Source organism: Embleya hyalina, assembly GCF_003967355.1.
GTDB classification, from domain to species: Bacteria; Actinomycetota; Actinomycetes; order Streptomycetales; family Streptomycetaceae; genus Embleya; species Embleya hyalina.
Window position 1 is genome coordinate 119,878 of sequence record NZ_BIFH01000032.1, and the last position, 23,441, is coordinate 143,318.

Annotated in this window: 1 protein-coding gene and 2 pseudogenes; all 3 read right to left on the reverse strand. The window is 73.9% G+C overall.

Annotated features, from left to right (window positions below):
• Nucleotides 1-51 precede the first annotated feature (51 nt).
• Nucleotides 52-4,962 (reverse strand): annotated as a pseudogene (locus EMA17_RS34830) (beta-ketoacyl synthase N-terminal-like domain-containing protein); the annotation flags it as partial.
• Between the two features lie 357 nt (nucleotides 4,963-5,319).
• Nucleotides 5,320-13,653, reverse strand: a pseudogene (locus EMA17_RS34835) (type I polyketide synthase); the annotation flags it as partial.
• A 163-nt stretch (nucleotides 13,654-13,816) separates the two neighbouring features.
• Nucleotides 13,817-23,371: a type I polyketide synthase gene (locus EMA17_RS34840; protein WP_126641166.1), complete on the reverse strand. Its 9,555-nt coding sequence runs from the start codon at nucleotides 23,369-23,371 to the stop codon at nucleotides 13,817-13,819.
• Nucleotides 23,372-23,441 lie beyond the last annotated feature (70 nt).

A 23,441-nucleotide genomic window follows, 5' to 3' on the forward strand; every position in this document is an offset into this window, starting at 1 on the left:
GCCTCGAAGTGATGTCGTATCGCAGTGGCAGTGGTGGGGTTGGGGGTGGGCTCATCGGGCCAACCCGGCGGCCCAGTCGACGATGGTCGCCGCGGTCAGGTCGGCGTGGTCCTCCAGCACGGTGAAGTGGTCGCCGGTGATCTCGATCAGGTCGTGCGGCAGCGGCCAGTACGCCCGCCAGTCCCACCGGCCCTCGGGGTCGATGACGGTGCCCGCCACCGGCGTATCCGCCTGCGCGACCAGGGTCGGGGTGGCGATCGGCCGCGGCTTCCAGTCCGCGAACAACCTTTGGTAGAGCCCCATCGTGCTGAGGTTGGTGTCGTCGAGCGTCATGTCGTACTGCGCGACGCGCCCGAGCATCCCCTCGATCATCGCGGGCAACCACCAGTCCATGCCCGGCACCAGCGCGGTGTCGATCGGGAAAGTGTCGACCAGGCCGAGTCCGACCGGGTACACCCCCTCGGCCTCCAGACGTCGGGTCACCTCGTGCGCGACGCATCCGCCCATCGAGCGGCCGACGACGACGAACGGCTCGTCCCCCACCGCGGCGCGTACGGTCTCCACGTGCATCCGCAGCAGCGCGTCCGCGTGGTCCGGCAGCGACTCGTCGGCCGCGAACCCCGGCGTCTGGATCACGAACACGTCCCGCTCGCCCTGGAACACCTGCCCGAACCGGGCGTATTCGTGCGGCCCGGAGATCGCGCTGAGCGACGGGAAGCAGACGATCTTCGGTCCGGCCGCGCCGGTCGCCAACCGCAACACCGGCTTGACGTGCCGATCCCGTTCGGACTCCGGGAAGGACGGCCGCAGCCCCGCCGAGGCCATGATCACCTCCGCGGCCGTGGTGTACTTCTCGGCCGCGCACAGTTGCACGTAGAACGACGCGAGCGCGCCCTGGACCCGGTCGGACCCGGTCGGCGTCGAACCCGGCTGTTCGTCGGGTGACGCGCCCTGCTCCGCGAGCGCGGTGCGCAGATGCCGGGCGAGGGCCCGCGGGGTCGGATGCGCGATGGTCACCGTCGCCGGCAGCCGCAGGCCGGTCGCGCCGGCGAGCCGGTTGCGCAGTTCGACGGCGGTCAGCGAGTCCAGGCCGACCTCCAGGAACGCCTGCTCCGCGTCCACCGATTCGTCCGCGGCATGGCCGAGGACCACGCCCAACTCGGTTCGGACCAGGTTCACCAGGATCTCGTCCCGCTCTCCCTCGGCGGCCGCCGCGAGCCGCCGCCCGAATCCCGACTCGGCGACCACCGGGGCGGTACCCGCGACGCGCCGCTTCCGCCGCCCGGCACCGGCGTCGGCCGCCCGGGCGCGCGAACCGGTCCCGTCCGCGAGCGGCCCGGCGGGCACCGGACGCGACGTCAGCGACCCGACCGAGAGCACCGGCGCGCCGGTCTCGTCCCACGCCGCCACCGCCACCGTGTCCGGCCCGGCGGGAGTGAGCCGAACCCGCAGCCGGGCGGCCCCGGTCGCATGCAGCCGTACCGCGTTCCACGCGTAGGCCAGGCTCGTCCCGACCTCCTCGCCGGCCGCCTCGGCCCGCCGCAACGCATCGACCACCGCCACATGCAGCGCCGCATCCAACAGCGCCGGATGCAGCCCGAACTCCGCGGCCTGCTCCGCCCCTTCCTCGGCCGCCCCGACCTCGGCGAACAACGCCTCTTCGGTCCGCCAGGCCGCCCGCAGTCCCCGGAACACCGGGCCGTAGTCGATCCCGGCCGCGGCCAACACCTCGTACGCGTCCTCGACCGGTACCGACACCCCGTCGGCGGGCGGCCAACTGCCCGCCTCCGGCGCGACGTCGTCCTCGGCGGTCCCCGGTGCCAGGAAGCCGCCGGCATGCCGCGCCCACTCCGCGCCGTCCCCCGCCGCCTCGTCCCGGGAGAACACCGCGAATCGCCGCCGCCCGTCCCCGCCCGCCGCGCCGACCGCGACCTGGATGTGCACGCCGGCATCGGAGTCGGCGGCATCGGCATCGGCATCGGCATCATCGTGGGCAAGGATCAGCGGCGCCTCGATCACGAGTTCGTCCACCACGTCGAGACCGACCTCGTCACCGGCCCGCACGGCCAGCTCCAGGAAGGCCGACGCGGGCAACAACACCGTGTCCCGGACCGCGTGATCGGCCAGCCACGGATGTGTACGGAGCGACAGCCGTCCGGTCAGCAGGACATCATCCCCGTCGCCGGTGCCCACCGAGGCTCCGAGCAGCGGATGCCCCACCGACCGCAGACCCAGCGACGACGCGCCGGCGGCGGGCCGGTCCAGGGTCTCGCGCCAGTACCGCCGACGCTGGAACGCATACGTGGGCAACGCCACGCGCCGGGGCTGGTGTTCGGTGAAGGCGGCGGTCCAGTCCACCGGGACTCCACGCACGAAGGCTTCGGCCAGCGAGGTGTACAGGCGCTGCGCGCCGCCCTGGTCGCGACGCAACGTACCGACCACTACGGGGTGTTCCGGGCCGGCGTCCTCCAACGTGGCCTCGATCGCGGCGGTCAACACGGGGTGCGGGCTCGTCTCGACGAACACGCCGTGTCCGGACTCGGCCAGCCCGCGCACCGCGTCCTCGAAGCGCACGGTCTCGCGCAGGTTCGTCGCCCAGTACTCGGCATCCATCCCGGCGGTGTCCAACCAGTCCCCGGTCACCGTCGACCACAGCGGCACCGACCCCGAAACCGGCACGATCCCGGCCAGATCCGCCACGATCCGGCCCCGGATCTCCTCCACCTGCGCCGAATGCGACGCGTAATCCACCGGAATCAACCGCGCCCGACCACCCTCGTCCGTCACGACCGCAACCAACTCGGTCAACGCGTCGGGTTCACCGGACACCACCACCTGCCCCGGCCCGTTCACCGCCGCCACCGAGATCCGCCCACCCCACGCCGCGATCCGCTCACGAACCGTCGGCTCGGGCAACGCCACCGACGCCATCCCGCCACGCCCCGACAGCGCCACGATCGCCCGACTCCGCAACGCCACCACCCGCGCACCGTCGTCCAGCGACAACCCGCCCGCCACCACCGCCGCCGCGATCTCACCCTGCGAATGCCCCACCACCGCATCCGGAACGACCCCGAACGAGCGCCACACCTCCGCCAGCGACACCAACACCGCCCAGAGCACCGGCTGGACCACATCCACCCGATCCAACGACGGCGCACCCGCAACCCCGGTCAACACATCCACCGCCGACCAGTCCACGAACGGCTCCAACGCTTTCGCGCACTCACCGAACCGCGACGCGAACACCGAAGACTGGCCATGGAGTTCCGCCGCCATACCGACCCACTGCGAACCCTGACCCGGAAACACGAACACGGTCCGACCCACCGGACCGACCGACCCCGTGACCACCCCGGTCGCCGATTCGCCGTGCCGCACCGCGTTCAGGTTCTCGATCAACCCGCCTCGGTTGCCGATCACGACCGCGCGCTCCGCGAACGCCGCCCGCGTGGTGACCAGGGAGAAGCCGACGTCGGCGGTCGGTGTCGAGGCGTCCCGGTCGAGCCGGTCCAGCAAACGCGCGGCCTGGGCCCGCAACGCCTCCGGCGTCTTCGCCGACAGCACCCACGGAAGGACGTCGTCCGTCACCGGTCGCTCATCGGTCGGTTCGCCCTCGGTCGAGGGCTGTTCGAGGATCACGTGTGCGTTGGTCCCGCTCACCCCGAACGCCGACACCGCCGCCCGCCGAGGCCGATCCACCTCCGGCCACGGCCGAGCCTCGGTCAACAACCGCACCCCGCCCGACGACCAGTCCACATGCGGCGTCGGCTCGTCCACATGCAACGTCCGAGGCAACACCCCGTGCCGCAACGCCTCCACCATCTTGATCACCCCGGCCACCCCCGCGGCAGCCTGCGCATGACCGATGTTCGACTTCAACGACCCCAACCACAACGGCCGATCCACCGACCGATCCCGCCCATACGTCGCCAACAACGCCTGCGCCTCGATCGGATCACCCAACGTCGTCCCGGTCCCGTGCGCCTCCACCACGTCCACCTCGTCGGCGGACAGGTCGGCACCGGCCAACGCCTCCCGGATCACCCGTTGCTGCGCCGGGCCGTTCGGCGCGGTCAGGCCGTTGGACGCGCCGTCCTGGTTGACCGCACTGCCGCGTACCACCGCGAGCACCTCGTGGCCCAGACGTTCGGCGTCGGAGAGCCGTTCCAGGATCAGCACGCCGACCCCCTCGGCCCAACCCGTGCCGTCGGCCGACGCGGCGAACGCCTTGCACCTGCCGTCCACCGAGAGGCCGCGCTGCCGGGAGAACTCGACGTAGCCCATCGGCGAGGCCATCACGGTGGCCCCGCCCGCGAGGGCGAGATCGCACTCCCCGCCGCGCAGCGACTGCGCCGCCAGGTGCAGCGCGACCAGCGAGGACGAGCACGCGGTGTCCACCGTCACCGCCGGGCCCTCGAAGCCGAAGGTGTACGAGATCCGGCCCGACGCGACGCTGCCGAGCGTGCCCGTGCCGAGATAGCCCTCCAACTCCGCCGGTACCCGGTCGAGCGCGGGCGCGTAGTCGATGCCCGCGATCCCGGTGAACACCGACGTGCGACTGCGACGCAGCGCGGTGACGTCGATACCGGCCCGCTCAAAGGCGTCCCACGCGGTCTCCAGGAGCAGCCGCTGCTGGGGGTCGGTGGCCGGTGCCTCGCGCGGCGAGATCCCGAAGAACGCCGCGTCGAAGTCGCCCGCGTCCGGCAGGAAGGAGCCGGCCACGGTGTAGGTGGTGCCCGGCCGGTCGGGATCCGGGTCGTAGAGGTCGCGCAGGTCCCAGCCGCGATCGGTGGGGGCCTCGCCGACCGTGTCGGTGCCGGATTCGACCAGCCGCCACAGGTCCTCGGGCGAGGTCACCCCGCCCGGCAGCCGGCAGGCCATCCCGACGATCGCGATCGGCTCGCGCCGACTCGCCTCCACCTCGCGGACCCGCTTGCGGGCCTCCCGGACATCGGCCAGCGCACGTTTGAGATATCCCCGGAGCTTGTCTTCGTCGGACATGGAGCTGCCTTCCTGAATGATGGTGGGGCCTGGGGTGGTCGGTCGGTCCGGGGATCAGAAGGATTCGACGTTGCCGTCGAGCAGGCCGAACAGTTCCTCGTCGGTGGCACTGTCCAGATCGATCTCGTCCGGGTCGGCGGACGCCGAGCCGGGTGCCGGGCCGTCCCACTTGGCGGCCAGCACCCGCAGCCGCTCGATGATCGCCAACCGCCCGCCGGAGTCGCCGAGATCGGCGGTCAACACGGCGTCCAGCCGGTCGAGTTCGGCCAGCGCGTCGGGCAGGGGCAGGCCGGGATCGGCGGCGGAAAGCCGCTCGGCGAGGAATTCGGCGACATCGGCCGGGGTGGGGTAGTCGAAGATCAACGTGGCCGGGAGCTCCAGACCCGAGCCGGTGTTCAGCCGGTTGCGCAGCTCCACGGCGGTCAACGAGTCGAACCCGAGTTCGCGGAAGGCACGTTCGGGCTCGACCGAGGCCGCGTTCCCGTGCGCGAGCACGACCGCCGTTTCGGACCGCACGAACTCCAGTACGGCAGCGACCCGTTCGGTGCCGGCCAGACCGACGAGGCGCCCCGGGAGTACCGGGCCGGCCGCAGGGTCGGCACCCGATTCGGCCGCGCCCGGCAGCCCGATCGCGCTCGTACCTCCACCCGCCGCCGTTCGGCTCCCGTCCAGCCAGAAGCGTTCGTGCTGGAAGGCGTAGGTCGGCAGCTCGACCGGCCGGGCCCGGAATCCCGCATAGGCCACGCTCCAGTCGACCTCCACCCCGCGCACCCACGCCTCGGCCAGCGAGGTGTACAGGCGCCGCACGCCACCCTGATCGCGACGCAACGTACCGACCACCAGGGAGCGGCCCGACGTCGTGGCCTCCAGGGTCTCCTGGATCGCCGCCACCAGCACGGGGTGCGGGCTCGTCTCGACGAACACGCCGTGTCCGGACTCGGCCAGCCCGCGTACCGCCTCCTCGAAGCGCACGGTCTCGCGCAGGTTCGTCGCCCAGTACTCGGCATCCATCCCGGCGGTGTCCAACCAGTCCCCGGTCACCGTCGACCACAGCGGCACCGACCCCGAAACCGGCACGATCCGGGCCAGATCCGCCACGATCCGGCCCCGGATCTCCTCCACCTGCGCCGAATGCGACGCGTAATCCACCGGAATCAACCGCGCCCGACCACCCTCGTCGGTCACCACGGCCACCAACTCGGCCAACGCGTCCGCCTCCCCGGACACCACCACCTGCCCCGGACCATTCACCGCCGCCACCGAGATCCGCCCACCCCAGGCCGAAAGACGCTCCCGAAGCACCTCCACCGGCTCCGCCACCGACGCCATCCCGCCCCGCCCCGACAGCGCCACGATCGCCCGACTCCGCAACGCCACCACCCGCGCACCGTCGTCCAGCGACAACCCGCCCGCCACCACCGCCGCCGCGATCTCACCCTGCGAATGCCCCACCACCGCATCCGGCGTCACACCGAAGGACCGCCACACCTCCGCCAGCGACACCAACACCGCCCACAACACCGGCTGGACCACATCCACCCGATCCAACGACGGCGCACCCTCGACACCGGTCAACACATCCACCGCCGACCAGTCCACGAACGACTCCAACGCCTTCGCGCACTCACCGAACCGCGACGCGAACACCGCAGACTGGCCATGGAGTTCCGCCGCCATACCGACCCACTGCGAACCCTGACCCGGAAACACGAACACGACCCGACCGAGGGTGCCCGTCGCGGACCCGGTCACCACACCGGCGGCGGAGTCGCCCCGGGCCAGCGCGCCCAGTTCGTCGGGCAGCGTGTCCGAGGCGCCGATCAGCACGGCGCGCTCCTCCAGGGCCGCGCGCGAAGTGAGCAGCGCCGCGCCGACGTCCACCGGATCGAGGTCGGTCCCGGCCTGCGTGTCGATCAGCCGAGCGGCCTGGCCGCGCAGGGCCGGTGCCCGCTTGGCCGAGATCAGCCACGGAAGGACCACGTCGGGATCGCGGTGTGGTTCGGCGGTCTCGGGCTCGGCGTCCGTCGGGGCCTGCTCCAGGATCACGTGTGCGTTGGTCCCGCTGACCCCGAAGGACGAGACTCCGGCCCGGCGCGGGCGCCCGGTCTCCGGCCAGGGGCGGGCCTCGGTCAGCAGCCGTACCCCGCCCGACGACCAGTCCACATGCGGCGTCGGCTCGTCCACGTGCAACGTCCGAGGCAACACCCCGTGCCGCAACGCCTCCACCATCTTGATCACCCCGGCCACCCCCGCGGCAGCCTGCGCATGACCGATGTTCGACTTCAACGACCCCAACCACAACGGCCGATCCACCGACCGATCCCGCCCATACGTCGCCAACAACGCCTGCGCCTCGATCGGATCACCCAACGTCGTCCCGGTGCCATGCGCCTCCACCACGTCCACCTCGGCCGCCGGCACGCCCGCGTTCGCCAACGCCGCCCGGATCACCCGCTGCTGCGCCGGACCGTTCGGCGCGGTCAGGCCGTTGGACGCACCGTCCTGGTTGACCGCACTGCCGCGCACCACCGCCAGTACCCGATGCCCGTTGCGTCGCGCGTCCGACAGCCGTTCGAGGAGCACCAATCCGACGCCCTCGGCCCAGCCGACGCCGTCCGCCGCGCCGGCGAACGCCTTGCAGCGGCCGTCCACGGACAGTCCGCGCTGGCGGGAGAACTCGGTGAACGCACCCGGGGACGCCATCACCGCCACCCCGCCCGCGACCGCCAGGTCGCTCTCGCCCAGCCGCAACGACTGTGCGGCCAGGTGCAGCGTGACCAGGGACGACGAGCACGCCGTGTCGATCGTGACGGCCGGGCCCTCGAAGCCGAACGAGTACGAGATCCGGCCCGACGCGACACTGCCCGCGTTGCCGTTGCCGACGTAACCCTCCAGGGCTGCCGGGACGTTGCCGGGGTGCGGCGCGTAGTCGTGGTACATCACCCCGGCGAACACACCCGTCCGGCTGCCGCGCAGCGTGGTCGGGTCGATCCCGGCCCGCTCGATCACCTCCCAGGTGGTCTCCAGGAGCAGCCGCTGCTGCGGGTCGGTGGCCAACGCCTCCCGGGGCGAGATCTCGAAGAAGCCCGCGTCGAACTCGGCGGCGTCGTAGAGGAATCCGCCGTGCCGGGTGTACGACTTGCCGGCCGCCTCCGGATCCGGGTCGAACAGGTCCTCGACGTCCCACCCACGATCCTCGGGGAACGCCCCCACCGCGTCGGTACCGGACGCCACCAGCCGCCACAGGTCGTCGGCGGACGAGACACCCCCCGGCAGCCGGCAGGCGGTGCCGACGATCACGATGGGATCGTCGGCACCCGATACGGGTGTGGTCACGGCCGGGGTCGACTCGGGCACTCCCACCGCCTCCCCCAGCAGCTCGCCGCGCAGGAACTCGGCGAGGGCGGCCGGGGTCGGGTGGTCGAAGACCAGCGTCGCGGGCAGTCGCAGGCCAGTGCTCGCGCCCAGCCGGTTGCGCAGCTCGACCGCCGTGAGCGAGTCCATGCCCACCTCGCCGAACGCACGTCGTGCACCGAGCGTTTCGGGGTCGGCGCCGAGTACGCCCGCGACCTCGGCGCGGACCAGGTCGAGCAGTTCGCGCTGTTGGTCGGCCGGACTCAGGCCGGCCAGTCGGGCGGTCGACGCGGCGCCGCCCGCCGACCGGGCCGCCGCCGTGGCGACGCGTCGGCTCGGCCGGACCAGGCCGCGCAGGAGCGCCGGTACCGCGTCCGGCCGGGCCCGCAGACCGGCCAGGTCCAGCGGCGCCGGAATCGGCACCGCCGAGTCCGGCCCGTCGGCTCCACCTCGTGGTCGCACCACATGATCGAACAGGCGCAGTCCGTCCGCGGTGGCCAGCGGCCGGATACCGGCCCGGGCCGCACGGCGCCGGTCCGCCTCCGCCAACCCGGCGGTCATCCCGCCGGCCTCGGCCCACATCCCCCACGCCAACGACACCGCCGGCAGCCCGAGCGCCCGCCGGTGCAGCGCGAGCGCGTCCAGGAAGCCGTTGGCCGCCGCGTAGTTGCCCTGCCCGGGCCCGCCGAGCACACCGGCCACCGAGGAGAACAGCACGAAGCCCGCCAGGTCCTGATGCCGGGTCAACTCGTGCAGGTGCCATCCGGCGTCGACCTTGGGCCGCAGTACCGCCGCCAGCCGCTCGGGCGTGAGCGCGTCGACCACGCCGTCGTCGATCACGCCCGCCGCGTGCACCACGGCGGTGAGCGGATAGGCCGCCGGCACACTCGCGACCAGTGCGGCCACCCGGTCCCGGTCGGCCACGTCGGCCGCCGCGACGACGACCTCCGCGCCGAGTGCGGTGAGTTCGGCCGCCAGATCGGCCGCCCCCGGTGTGTCGAGGCCGCGTCGGCCGGTCAACAGCAGTCGCCGCATGCCGTGTTCGGTCACGAGGTGACGGGCGACCAGGGCGCCGAGCACCCCCACACCGCCGGTCACCAGGACGGTCCCGTCCGGATCCCAGCCGCGCACGTCGCCGACCTCCGCCGAACCGACCGGCACCGAACCGACCGGCGCCGACTCGATCCGGCGCAACCTCGGTACGTACCAGGCCCCGCCACGCACGGCCAGTTGCGGTTCGTCGGCGTCGCGCCCGTGCGTGGAGGCCGCGCCGAGCGCGGCCTCCGAGGCCGGCTCCCCGTCGTGGTCGATCAGTACGATCCGGCCGGGCTGTTCGGCCTGCGCCGATCGCACCAGACCGGCGACCGCGGCGGCGGCCGGATCGGGGTCCTCGCCCGCGGTCACCGCGAACGCGCCGCGCGTGAGCACCACGATCCGTTCGGCCTCCGACCGCAGGACCTCCAGCACCCGCACGGTCTCCCGATGGGCCGCAGCCGACGCGTCCTGCTCCGTGGGTGGCACCGCCACGACCACCGCGCCGGCGCCGAACTCCCCGCGGTCCTCGCCCGGCTCCCCGAACGGCGCCGCCCCCTCGACCCACTCCACCTCGAACAGCGCGTCGTGCTCCGGCGTTCGGGCTCCCTCCAACTGATCCGCCGTCACCACCCGGGTGGCCAGGGACTCGATCGAGACCACCGGCGTGCCGTTGCCGTCGGCGGCCACGAAGGTCAGCCCGCCCGGGCCGGTCGAGCCGATCCGGATCCGCAGCTCGGTCGCACCGGACGCGTGCAGCCGCACCCCGTTCCAGGCGAACGGCAATCGGCGCCCCTCGGCCGCGTCCGAGTCGGCCAGGCTCCGCACCGAGGCGATGTGCAGCGCGGCGTCGAGCAGGGCCGGGTGGATACCGAATCGGGCCGCGTCCCGGTGTTCGTCGGCCGGCAGCGCGGCCTCGGCCAGGATCTCGCCGCCGAGCCGCCAGGCGGCGCGCAGACCGCGGAAGGCCGGGCCGTAGTCGATGCCCGCCTCGGCCAGGACCGCGTACGCCCCCGCAACGTCGATCGGGCTCGCGCCGGCGGGTGGCCACGCCCCGGCGTCACCGGACCGGGTCGGGGCGTCGACGGCCTGCCGCGTGCCCTCCGACCCGCTCAGGAAGCCCACCGCGTGCCGGGTCCAGGACGCGTCCGCGTCGGCGTCGGCCGGTCGCGCGTACACCGCGATCGGCCGACGGTCGGCGGACTCATGGGCCCCGACGACCACCTGAAGCTGTACCGCGTCGCGCTCGCGCAGGATCAGCGGCGCCTCGATCACCAACTCCTCGACGGTATCCAGGCCGACCTCGTCCCCGGCCCGGATCGCCGCCTCCACGAAGGCCGTTCCGGGCACCAGGACCGATCCGAAGACCACGTGCCCGGCCAGCCACGGATGACTGCGCAGGGACAACCGCCCGGTCAGCACCACCGTCTCGGCACCGCCGTCGGCCGCACCGCCCGCCACCCGCAACGAGGCGGCGAGGAGGGGGTGATCGGCCGCGCCGAGCCCGAGCCCGGACGCGTCGTCGGCGCCGATCGCGGGCTGGTCGATCCAGAACCGCCGGTGTTGGAAGGCATATGTGGGCAGGTCCACCCGACGGGCGCCGGAATCGGCGTACCACGCCGGCCAGTCCACGGCCGCGCCGTGCACGTGGGCGGTGCCGAAGGCGAGCAGTGCGGTCTCGGCCTCCGGCCGGTCCCGGCGCAGCGCGGCGGCGAACGCCGGTACGCCCGGCGCCTCGGTCGCCGCCGCCGGTGCGTCCCCGGCCTCGCCCGCGTCGGCCAGGCTGTCCTGGGCCATCGCGGTCAGTACCCCGTCGGGTCCCAGTTCCAGGTAGGTGGTCACGCCCGCGTCGGCCAGGTGGGTGATCACGTCCCGGAAGCGCACCGCCTGCCGAACGTGTGCCACCCAGTGCGCGGCGTCGAGCGGTCGCTCGGCGTCGGCGGGTCGACCGGTGAGGTTGGAGATCACCGGGATGCGCGGCGCGTGGTGGGTCAGGCCGGCCGCGATCCGACCGAACTCGTCGAGCATCCCGCCCATCAGCGGCGAGTGGAACGCGTGGCTGACCCGCAGTCGTTTGGTCTTGCGGCCCCGCGCGGCGAAGTCGGCGGCGACCGCGAGCGTCGCGTCGGCGGCCCCGGACACCACGATCGAGCGTGGCCCGTTGATCGCCGCCACCGCCACCTCGGCCTCGCGACCGGTCAGCGCGGCGGCGACCTCCTCCTCGGTGGCCTGGACGGCGACCATCGCGCCGGTCGTGGGCATCGCCTGCATCAACCGAGCCCGGGCGGCGACCAGGGTCGCGGCGTCGGGGAGGGTGAGTACGTCCGCGACATGTGCGGCGGTCAGTTCGCCGAGCGAGTGTCCGGTGACGAAGTCCGGCCGCAGGCCCCAGGACGCGTACAACCGGTACAGCGCCACCTCGATCGCGAACAGCGCCGGTTGCGCGTACACGGTCCGGTCGAGTTGTTCGGCCGCGTCCTCGACCAGGCCGAACACCACGTCGCGCAGCGGGTACGGGACGTGCCCGGTCAGTTCGGCGTCGAGCGCCGCTGCGACCTCGTCGAAGGCGGCGGCGAACACGGGGTGGGTATCGTGCAGTTCGCGGCCCATGCCGACGCGCTGGCTGCCCTGGCCGGTGAACAGGTAGGCCAGTGGCCCCGATCCGCCCGCACCGCCGCGCACAAGGCCGGCGGCCGGTGCGTCGGCCGCGAGCGCGTCGAGCCCGGTCAACAATCCCGCCGGGTCGTCGGCGACCACGATCGCCCGCTCGTCGAACCGGGTCCGGGCGGTGGCCAACGAGTAGCCGACGTCGAGCACGTCGGCGCTCTTGAGCGCCGCGCCGCGCACATGCGCCGCCAGTCGGGCCGCCTGGGCGCGCAATGCGGTCGGGGTCCTGGCGGTGAGCAGCCAGGGCGTCGCGGAGGACGGTCGCCGCGCACCCGCCTCCCCCGGTGCGGCCGGCAGACCTCGATCGGCGGCCTCGGGTTGTTCGAGGATCAGGTGTGCGTTGGTCCCGCTCGCGCCGAACGCCGAGATCCCGACCCGCCGGGGCCGGCCGGTCTCCGGCCACGCCCGGGCCTCGGTGAGCAGCCGGACCGCGCCCGCCGACCAGTCCACGTGCGGGGTCGGTTCGTCGATGTGCAGCGTCCTGGGCAGTACGCCGTGCCGCATCGCCTCGATCATCTTGATCACGCCGACGATCCCGGCGGCGGCCTGGGTGTGTCCGATGTTGGACTTGGCCGAGCCGATCCACAGCGGTCGGTCCTCGGGCCGGTCCCGGCCGTAGGTCGCGATCAGCGCCTGCGCCTCGATCGGGTCGCCCAGGGTGGTACCGGTGCCGTGTGCCTCGACCGCGTCGACGTCGGCGGCGCTCAGCCGGGCGTCGCGCAGCGCCTGGCGGATCACCCGCTGCTGCGAGGGCCCGTTGGGCGCGGTCAGGCCGTTGGACGCGCCGTCCTGGTTGACCGCGCTGCCGCGCAGCACCGCGAGGACCCGGTGGCCCAGGCGGCGGGCGTCCGCGAGCCGTTCGACCAGGACCAGGCCGGTGCCCTCGGACCAGCCGGTGCCGTCGGCGGCGCCGGCGAACGCCTTGCAGCGCCCGTCGGCGGCCAGCCCGCGCTGTCGGGAGAACTCGACGAAGCCCAGCGGCGACGCCATCAGCGTCACCCCGCCGGCCAGCGCGAGATCGCATTCGCCGCCGCGCAGCGAGTGGGCCGCCAGGTGCAGCGCGACCAGCGAGGAGGAGCACGCGGTGTCCACCGTGACGGCCGGGCCCTCGAAACCGAACGAGTAGGCGATGCGGCCGGACGCGACGCTGGCCGCGTTGCCGTTGCCGATGTAGCCGCCGACCTCGTCGGGCACCCGGCTCAACCGGGCCGCGTAGTCCTGGCCGTTGAGGCCGGCGAAGACCCCCGTGCGGCTGCCGGCGAGGGTGGTGGGGTCGATGCCGGCCCGCTCGAACAGTTCCCACGCGGTCTCCAGGAGGAGCCGGTGTTGCGGGTCGGTGGCCAGCGCCTCGCGCGGCGAGATGCCGAAGAACTCGGCGTCGAAGCCCGCGATGTCGGGCAGGAACGCGCCCTGGCGCGTGTACGACTTCCCCGGCCGGTCGGGGTCGGGATCGTACAACTCCTCGACGTCCCAGCCACGATCGGCGGGGAAGTCGCCGACCACGTCGATGCCTTCGGCCAGGATGCGCCACAGCTCCTCGGGGGATTCCGCGCCGCCGGGCAGCCGGCAGGCCGCCGAGACGATCGCGATCGGCTCGGGCGTCGGGTTGCGCGCCTCCTCCAGCCGGGCCTGCGTGTCGTGCAGTTCGACGGTCAGCCGCTTGAGCAGGTGGCGGATCTGCTGGTCGCTCATGGTGGTTGTGCCTTTCGCGTGGACCGGCCGGTCGGGAGCCACCGGCGGGTCGGGGAATACCGGCGGATCAGGAGATGCCGAACTGCTTGCCGATGAATTCGATGAGTTCGGCGTCGGTGGCGGCGTCGATCTCCTCGTCGATCGCGCCGACTTCGGGCCCGTCGGGCGCGGTGGCGGGCGCCGCGGCCGCGGCCCAGCGGGCGGCGATCGTGGTCAACCGCTCCGCCGAGGCCGCGTGTTCGGCCGGATCGGCGGCCGGGTCGCCGGCCGCCTGGGCGAGCAGCGCCTCCAGGCGGTCGATCTCGGCCCGCACGGTCTCGGCGTCCGGGATCGTCCGCGGGACGAGTTCGCCGTGCAGGAACTCGGCGAGCGCGTTCGGGGTCGGATGGTCGAAGACCAGCGTCGCGGGCAACTTCAGCCCGGTCTCGGCGGTCAGCCGGTTGCGCAGTTCGACCGCGGTCAGCGAGTCGAATCCCTGGTCCCGGAACGGCTTCCCGGCCTCGACCGAGGCGGCGGACGCGTGCCCGTGCACGATCGCCGCCCGGGTCCGGACCAGGTCGACCAGGTGTGGTCGGCGCTGCTCCTCGGGGAGTTCGGCGAGCAGCGCGGTCAGCCTGCTCGCGGGCGTGTCGGCACCGGCGGTGGCGCCGTGCGTCGCGGCCGCTCGGGCCGCCGGCGCCCGAAGCAGCTCGGCGACCAGCGGGTGCGGGCGGTCCCGGAACAGCACGTCCCAGTCGATGTCGCAGACCGTCAGGTGGCTCTCGTCGGCGTCGAGGACGTGTCCGAGCGCCTCCGCCGCGCGGACCGGGTCCAGCATGGTCAGGCCCTGCCTGCCCAGTCGTTCCTCGATCTCCGGCGCGGCGATCCCGCCGCCGGCCCAGTGTCCCCAGGACACCGAGGTGGCGGCCCGCCCGGCCTGCCGGCGGCGGGCCGCCAGCGCGTCCAGATAGGCGTTGCCCGGCGCGTAGTTGCCCTGCCCGGCAACTCCGCAGATGCCGGCCACCGAGGAGAACAGCACGAATGCCGACAGGTCGAGATCGCGGGTGAGTTCGTCCAGGTGCCGGGCGCCGTCCACCTTGACCCGCGACACCCGCTGCTGCTGCTCCGGAGTCAGGTCCCCGATCACCGCGTCGTCCAGGATCGCCGCCGCGTGCAGCACCGCAGTCAGCGGGAACGGTTCCGGGACCCGGTCCAGTACGGCCGACAGCGCGGCTCGATCGGCCACGTCGCACGCGGCGAACGAGACCGTGGCGCCGAGCGCGGTGATCTCCTCCGCGAGACGTGCCGCTCCGGGCGCGTCCGCGCCGCTGCGACTGACCAACAGCACGTGTTCGGCGCCGCGTCCGGCCACCCAGCGGGCCACGTGTCCACCGAGCGCGCCGGTGCCTCCGGTGATCAAGACCGTGCCGGACGGCCGCCAGGTTCCGGTCGGCCGTGCCGCGCCGCGCGGCGCGCGCACGAGTCGGCGGCCCCGAAGCCCGCTCGCCCGAACCGCCACCTCCTTCTCGTCCGCCGCCCCGGCCAGCACGGCCGTCAGTCGGGCCCACACCGGTGCCGCGGCGTCCCCGGTCGGGTACTCGCCCGGCAGATCGATCAGGCCGCCCCACGACCCGGGACTCTCCGCCGCGACGACCCCGCCGAAGCCCCACACCTGCGCCTGCTCGGGCACCCGTACCGGATCCCGCGCGTCGATCGACACCGCGCCGTCGGTCGCCACCCACAGCGGCGCCGACACCCCGGCATCGTCCAGCGCCTGGACCAGCGCCACTGTGGCCGCCGAGCCCCACGGCACCGCGTCGAACCCGGGCGCCGTGCCGTCGGCGAGCGCCAACAACGAGAGCACGCCGGCGATCGGCCCGCGCGGTCCCGTCACCAGGCCCCGCAGCGCCGCCCGTTCGCCCGCGCCGCGCGCCACCGGGATCGGCTCCACCCGGGCCCCGGCGGCCGTCAGGACCGCCGTCAGGAACTCCGCCCAGGCCGTCGCCGCCTCCGTCTCCGGGACCGGGAGCAGCCAGGTGCCGGCGAGCCTGCCGGGCCCGGCATCGCCGACCGGACGCCAGACGACGCGGTGCCGCCACGCGTCGATCGTGGCGTCCGAGCGCCGCCGGTCCCACCACGACGACAACGCGGGCAATACCTCGCCCACCGACTCGGCCGAGGCGTCCGTCCCCAGCGCCGCCGCCAGTTCGACCCGGTCGCCACGCTCCACCAGGTCCCAGAACGCGGCGTCGATCGACGCCGAACCCGACGCCGAACCGGTCGCCGAGGCACCCTGCGCGGCGTCCCGAATCCAGTACCGCCTGCGTTCGAACGGGTAGGTCGGCAACTCGACCACCCGTGCCCGCACCCCGGCGAAGCCGGCCGTCCAGTCCACCGCGACCCCGCGCACGAACGCCTCGGCAAGCGAGGTGTGCAGGCGCTCCGCGCCACCCTGATCGCGCCGCAACGTGCCGACCACGACCGGGTCTTCCACGCCGACCTCGTCGAGGGTGGCCTCGATCGCGGCGGTCAGCACGGGATGCGGACTCGCCTCGACGAACACCCCGTGCCCGGCGGCGGCGAGACCCCGAACCGCCTCCTCGAAGCGCACGGTCTCGCGCAGGTTGGTCGCCCAGTACGCGCCGTCCATCTCCGCCGTGTCCAACCACCCCCCGGTGACCGTCGACCAGAGCGGAATCGTCCCGGAAACCGGCGCCAGCCCGGCCAAATCGTCGACGATCCGGGCGCGTATCTCCTCCACCTGCGCCGAATGCGACGCGTAATCCACCGGGATCAGCCGGGCCCGGCCGTCCTCCTCGGTCACCGCCGCCACCAACTCGGCCAACGCGTCGGGCTCGCCGGACACCACCACCTGCCCGGGACCGTTCACCGCCGCGACCGAGATCCGCCCGTCCCACGCCGCGATGCGCTCGCGCACCGCCACGAGCGGCTCGGCCACCGAGGCCATCCCGCCGCGACCGGACAGCGCCCCGATCGCCCGACTCCGCAGCGCCACCACCCGCGCACCGTCGCGCAGCGACAATCCGCCGGCCACCACCGCGGCCGCGATCTCGCCCTGCGAGTGCCCGACGAGCGCGTCCGGGACGACCCCGTACGCCCGCCACACCTCGGCCAACGACACCAACACCGCCCAGAGCACCGGCTGGACCACATCCACCCGATCCAACGACGGCGCACCCGCGACCCCGGTCAACACCTCCACCGGCGACCAGTCGACGAACTCCGCGAGCGCGGTCGCGCACTCGGCGAACCGGGCCGCGAACACGGGCGACTCGTCCAGGAGTTCCGCGGCCATACCGGTCCACTGCGAGCCCTGCCCCGGGAACACGAACACGGTCTTGCCGACCGGCCCGGCCGTCCCGGTCACCACACCCGTCGGGTGATCACCCCGGGCCAGCGCCTCCAGGCTCGCCGCTCGATCCGCCGCGCCGACCAGTACCGCACGCTCCACGAACGACGCCCGCGAGGCGACCAGCGAGAACGCCACGTCCACCGGGTTCTCGTCGAGCACGCCCCGCGCCCGGGCGGCCTGCGCCCGCAGCGCGTCGGGTGTCCGGGCCGACAACACCCACGGGAACACGTCGTCGACGGCCGGTCGTTCGTCGGCCGGTTCGCTCTCCTGCGGGGACGATTCGAGGATCACGTGCGCGTTGGTCCCACTCACCCCGAAGGCGGACACCGCCGCCCGCCGGGGCCGATCCACCTCCGGCCAGGCGCGGGCCTCGGTCAGCAGCCGCACGCCGCCCGAGGACCAGTCCACGTGCGGCGTCGGCTCGTCCACGTGCAGCGTCTTCGGCAACACACCGTGCCGCAGGGCCTCCACCATCTTGATCACCCCGGCCACCCCGGCGGCGGCCTGGGCGTGCCCGATGTTGGACTTCAACGAGCCCAGCCACAACGGCCGGTCCTCGTCCCGGCCCCGGCCGTAGGTGGCCAACAACGCCTGCGCCTCGATCGGGTCGCCCAACGTCGTCCCGGTCCCGTGCGCCTCCACCACGTCCACACCACCGGCGGACAATCCGGCATCGGCCAACGCCGCCCGGATCACCCGCTGCTGCGAGGGACCGTTCGGCGCCGTCAACCCGTTCGACGCACCGTCCTGGTTCACCGCCGAGCCACGCAGCACGGCGAGCACCCGACGACCCTCGCGCCGCGCGTCCGACAACCGCTGCAACACCACGAGCCCGACCCCCTCGGCCCAGCCCGTGCCGTCGGCCGCGCCGGCGAACGCCTTGCACCTGCCGTCGACGGACAGGGCGCGCTGCCGGGAGAATTCCACGAGCATGTTCGGCGAGGCCATCACCGCGACCCCGCCGGCCAGCGCGAGATCGCTCTCGCCCGAGCGCAGCGACCCGGCCGCCAGGTGCAGCGCCACCAGCGACGACGAGCACGCGGTGTCCACCGTCACCGCCGGGCCCTCGAAGCCGAGGGTGTACGAGATCCGACCCGAGGCGACGCTGCCCGCGTTGCCGGTGCCCAGGTAGCCCTCCAGGCCCTCCGGGGTCTCGGTCAGGTCGCGCAGGTAGTCCTGGCCGGCCAGGCCGGCGAACACCCCGGTCCGGCTGCCGCGCAGCGTGTCCGGGTCGATCCCGGCCCGCTCCAGCGCCTCCCACGAGGTCTCCAGGAGCAGCCGCTGCTGCGGGTCCATCGCCAGCGCCTCGCGCGGCGAGATGCCGAAGAAGGCGCCGTCGAACTCGGTCGCGTCCGGCAGGAAGGCGCCGTTGCGGGTGTACGACGTGCCGGCCCGGTCCGGATCGGGGTCGTACAGCCCCTCGACGTCCCAGCCCCGGTCGGTGGGCAGGCCGCCCACCGCGTCCGTCCCGGCCGTCACCAGGTGCCACAGATCGGCGGGCGAGGCCACCCCGCCGGGCAACCGGCAGGCCATCCCGACGATCACCACGGGATCGTCGGTGGTGTCCACCCCGGAGGCCGCCTCGACCACGTCGACCGCCTCGACCCCGCCCAGCAGTTCGCCGCGCAGGAACTCGGCGAGCGCGTTCGGGGTCGGGTAGTCGAAGACCAGCGTCGCGGGCAGTTTCAGCCCGGTCTCGGCGGACAGCCGATTGCGCAGTTCCACCGAGGTCAGCGAGTCGAATCCCTGATCCCGGAGGGGCTTTGCCGCATCCACGGCGGCGGGGCTCGCGTGCCCCTGGACGACGGCGGCCTGGGCCCGCACCGCCTCCACGAGGAAGCGCGGACGGTCGGCCGCACCGAGCGCGGCGAGTCGGGCGGCGAAGCCGTCGACGGTCGGGGCGTCGAGCGCGGCCGGGCGGGCACCGGTGCCGCCGCCGGTCGCGTCGAGCAGTTCGCCGACCAGCGGGGCGCGGCGATCGCGGAACAGCACGTCCCAGTCGATGTCGCAGACCGTCAGGTGGCTGTCGCCGGCGTCGAGGACCTGGCCCAGCACCCGGATGGCGAGTTCGGGATCGAGCATGCGCAATCCCTGGCGCCCGAGCCGTTCCTCCACCTCGGGCGCGGCGATGCCGCCGCCGGCCCAGTGGCCCCACGAGATCGCCGTCGCGGGCAGTCCCGCGGCCCGACGGCGGGCCGCCAGCGCGTCCAGATGGGCGTTGCCCGGCGCGTAGTTGCCCTGTCCCGGCACACCGCAGATGCCCGCGAGCGAGGAGAACAGCACGAACGCCGACAGGTCGAGATCGCGGGTGAGTTCGTCCAGGTGTCGAGCGCCCTCCACCTTGACCCGCAACACGCGGTCGAGTTGATCGAGGGTCAGATCGGCAATCACCGCGTCGTCGAGCACCGCGGCGGTATGCACGACGGCGGTCAGCGGCAGGTCGGCCGGGATGCCGGCGAGTACGTCGGCCAGCGCCGCACGATCGCCGACGTCGCACGCGGCGAAGGAGACCCGGGCACCGAACGCGCCCACCTCGGCCGCGAGCGCCGCCGCTCCCGGGGCGTGCGCCCCGGACCTGCTCACCAACAACACGTGCGGCGCGCCGCGTTCGGCCGCCCAGCGGGCCGCATGCCCGCCCAGCGCCCCGGTGCCGCCGGTGACGAGCACGGTCCCCGTGGGCTGCCAGGGCGTCGGTTCCGGGCCGGTGGTCGGCGCGGCCCGGACCAGCCTGCGCGCCCAGAGCGCCGTGCCCCGCAGCGCGATCTCGGTCTCACCGGTGGCCCCGGAGAGCACGGCGACCAGTCGGTCGGCCGCCGCCGCGGTCGGGATCCGCTCCGGGAGGTCGATCAAGCCGCCCCACAGGTCCGGGAGTTCGGCCGCGGCGATCCCGCCGAAGCCCCATACCTGGGCCTGTTCGGGCACCCGTACCGGGTCCTCGGCACCGATCGACACCGCACCGTCGGTCACGGCCCACACCGGGGCGACCACACCCGCGTCCCCCAGGCCCTGGACCAGCGCCAGCGTCGCCGCCGCACCCCACGGCACCGCGGCGAAGCCGGTCACCGGGCCCTCGGCCAGGGCGAGCAACGACACGATCCCGGCGACGGGTCCGTCCGCCGCCGCGACCGCGTCCGTCAGCCGGTCCCGCAACACTCCGCGATCCGCGTCCTCCCGCGCCACGGCCAGCGGCAACACCCGGGCACCGGCCGCCGCGAGCGCATCGCCGAACCACGTGGCCCAGGGCGCGGCTTCCGCGTCGTCCGGCACCGCGAGCAGCCAGATCCCGCCCGGCCGCGACCGCCCGGCATCCGCCACGGGACGCCATACGATCCGGTGTCGCCAGGACCGGGTCACCGCGCCGGACCGCCGCCGCTCCCACCAGGACGACAGGGCCGGGAGTACCGCGCCCAACGGCTCGGCGAGATCACCGTCCACGTCTCCGAGAGCGGCGGACAGCCCCGCCGGATCGCCACCCTCGACGAGTTCCCAGAAGGCCGAGTCCGCCGCGGCCTCCACCGGTTCGGTGTGCTCGCCGGTGTCCAGCCAGAACCGCTCGCGCTGGAAGGCGTAGGTGGGCAGCGAAACCCGCGGCAGGGTGCCCTCGGCGAACGCGAACGCCGCCTCCCACGACACCGGCACCCCACGCACGAAGGCCTCGGCCAGCGAGGTGTGCAGCCGGAGCAGATCGCCCTGCTCCCGGCGCAGCGTGCCGACCACGACCGGGTCGACCGCGCCGGCCGCCTCCAGGGTGTCCTGGATCGCGGCGGTCAGCACGGGATGCGGGCTCACCTCGACGAACACGCCGTGTCCGGACTCGGCCAGCCCGCGCACCGCGTCCTCGAACCGCACGGTCTCGCGCAGGTTCGTCGCCCAGTAGTCGGCGTCCATCCCGGCGGTGTCCAACCAGTCCCCGGTCACCGTCGACCACACCGGCACCGACCCCGAAACCGGCACGATCCCGGCCAGATCCGCCACGATCCGGCCCCGGATCTCCTCCACCTGCGCCGAATGCGACGCGTAATCCACCGGAATCAACCGCGCCCGACCACCCTCGTCGGTCACCACGGCCACCAACTCGGCCAACGCATCAGGCTCCCCGGACACCACCACCTGCCCCGGACCGTTCACCGCCGCAACCGAGATCCGCCCACCCCACGCCGCGATCCGCTCACGCACCACCGGCTCGGACAACGCCACCGACGCCATCCCGCCCCGCCCGGACAGCGCCAGGATCGCCCGGCTGCGCAGGGCGACGACCGCGGCGCCGTCCTCCAGGGACAACCCGCCCGCCACCACGGCCGCCGCGATCTCGCCCTGGGAGTGCCCGACGAGCGCGTCCGGAACGACCCCGTACGCCCGCCAGACCTCGGCCAACGACACCAACACCGCCCAGAGCACCGGCTGGACCACATCCACCCGATCCAACGACGGCGCACCCGCGACCCCGGTCAGCACGTCGACCAACGACCAGTCCAGGTGCGGTTCGACGGCCTTGGCGCACTCGTCGAAGCGGGCCGCGAAGACCGGTGCCTCCGCGTACAGGTCGGCGGCCATGCCGGTCCACTGCGAGCCCTGGCCGGGGAAGACGAAGACGGTGCGGCCGGGTGCGCCCGCCGTCCCGGTGACCACGGTCGGGGTCTGCTCGCCGCGCGCCAACGCGGCGAGTCCGTCCGCCAGTTCCGCACGATCCGCGCCCAGGACGACGGCGCGCTCGCCGAAGACCGAGCGTGCGGAGACGAGGGAGAGGCCGACCTCGGCCGCGCCGGGCACATCGATCAGTCGAGCCGCCTGCGCGCGCAGCGCCGGTACCGACTTGGCGGAGAGCACCCACGGAATCGACGGCGCCGACACGGTCGTCGGCGACTCGGCGACCTCGCGGTCCTCGTCCGGCAGTTCGATGATCACGTGTGCGTTGGTCCCGCTCACCCCGAACGCCGACACCGCCGCCCGCCGAGGCCGATCCACCTCCGGCCACGGCCGAGCCTCGGTCAACAACCGCACCCCGCCCGACGACCAGTCCACATGCGGCGTCGGCTCGTCCACATGCAGCGTTCCGGGCAACACGCCGTGGCGCAGCGCCTCGATCATCTTGATCACCCCGGCCACTCCCGCGGCGGCCTGCGCGTGGCCGATGTTGGACTTCAACGAGCCCAACCACAACGGCCGTTCCGGCGCCCGGTCCCGGCCGTAGGTGGCCAGCAGGGCCTGGGCCTCGATCGGGTCGCCCAGCCGGGTGCCGGTGCCGTGCGCCTCGACCGCGTCCACGTCGGCGGGGGTCAGGCCGGCGTTGGCGAGCGCCCTGCGGATCACCCGCTGCTGCGACGGGCCGTTGGGGGCGGTGAGTTGACTGCTGGTGCCGTCCTGGTTGACCGCGCTGCCCCGAAGGACCGCCAGCACCCGCCGGCCGGCTCGGCGGGCGTCCGAGAGCCGTTCCAGGACGAGCAGGCCGACGCCCTCCGCCCAGCCGGTGCCGTCGGCGGCGCCGGCGAACGCCTTGCAGCGGCCGTCGGCGGACAGTCCGCGCTGGCGGGCGAACTCGACGAACATCCCGGGCGAGGCCATCACGGTGGCCCCGCCCGCGAGGGCGAGATCGCACTCCCCGCCGCGCAGCGACTGCGCCGCCAGATGCAGCGCGACCAGCGAGGACGAGCACGCGGTGTCCACGGTCACCGCCGGGCCCTCGAAGCCGAAGGTGTACGAGATCCGCCCCGACGCGACACTGGTGGTGCCGCCGGTCAGCACGTAGCCGTCGACCCGGTCGGGCGTGGACTTGTACAGGCGCGGCGTGTACTCCTGCGCGATCACGCCGGCGAAGACTCCGGTGGCCGAGCCGCGGACCGCCGCCGGGTCGATCCCGGCGTCCTCCAGCGCCTCCCAGGCGGTTTCCAGGAGCAGCCGCTGCTGCGGGTCGGCGGCCAGCGCCTCGCGCGGCGAGACGCCGAAGAAGGCCGCGTCGAACTCGGCCGCGTCGTAGAGGAATCCGCCCTGTCGGGTGTACGTCCTGCCGACCGCGTCCGGGTCCGCGTCGTAGAGGCCGTCCAGGTCCCAGCCACGGTCGGTGGGGAAGCCGCCGATCGCGTCCCGACCCTCGGCCACCAGCCGCCACAGGTCCGCCGCCGAGTGCACGCCCCCGGGCAGTCGGCAGCCGATGCCGACCACGGCGATCGGCTCGTTCCGGGCTTCCTCGTTCTCCCGCAACCGGCGCCGGGCCTGGTGCAGGTCGGCGGTCACCCGGGTCAGGTAGTCACGCAGCTTCTCTTCGTTCGCCATGGGGTATCAGCCTTTTTCCGTGCGGCGGCTTCGCCGTGATGTGGTACGCGTCGGGGTGCCCTGCGGGCCC

Coding starts and splice junctions, on each gene's coding strand:
- EMA17_RS34840 (WP_126641166.1), bottom strand. CDS start 23,371: ATGGCGAACGAAGAGAAGCTGCGTGACTACCTGACCCGGGTGACCGCC.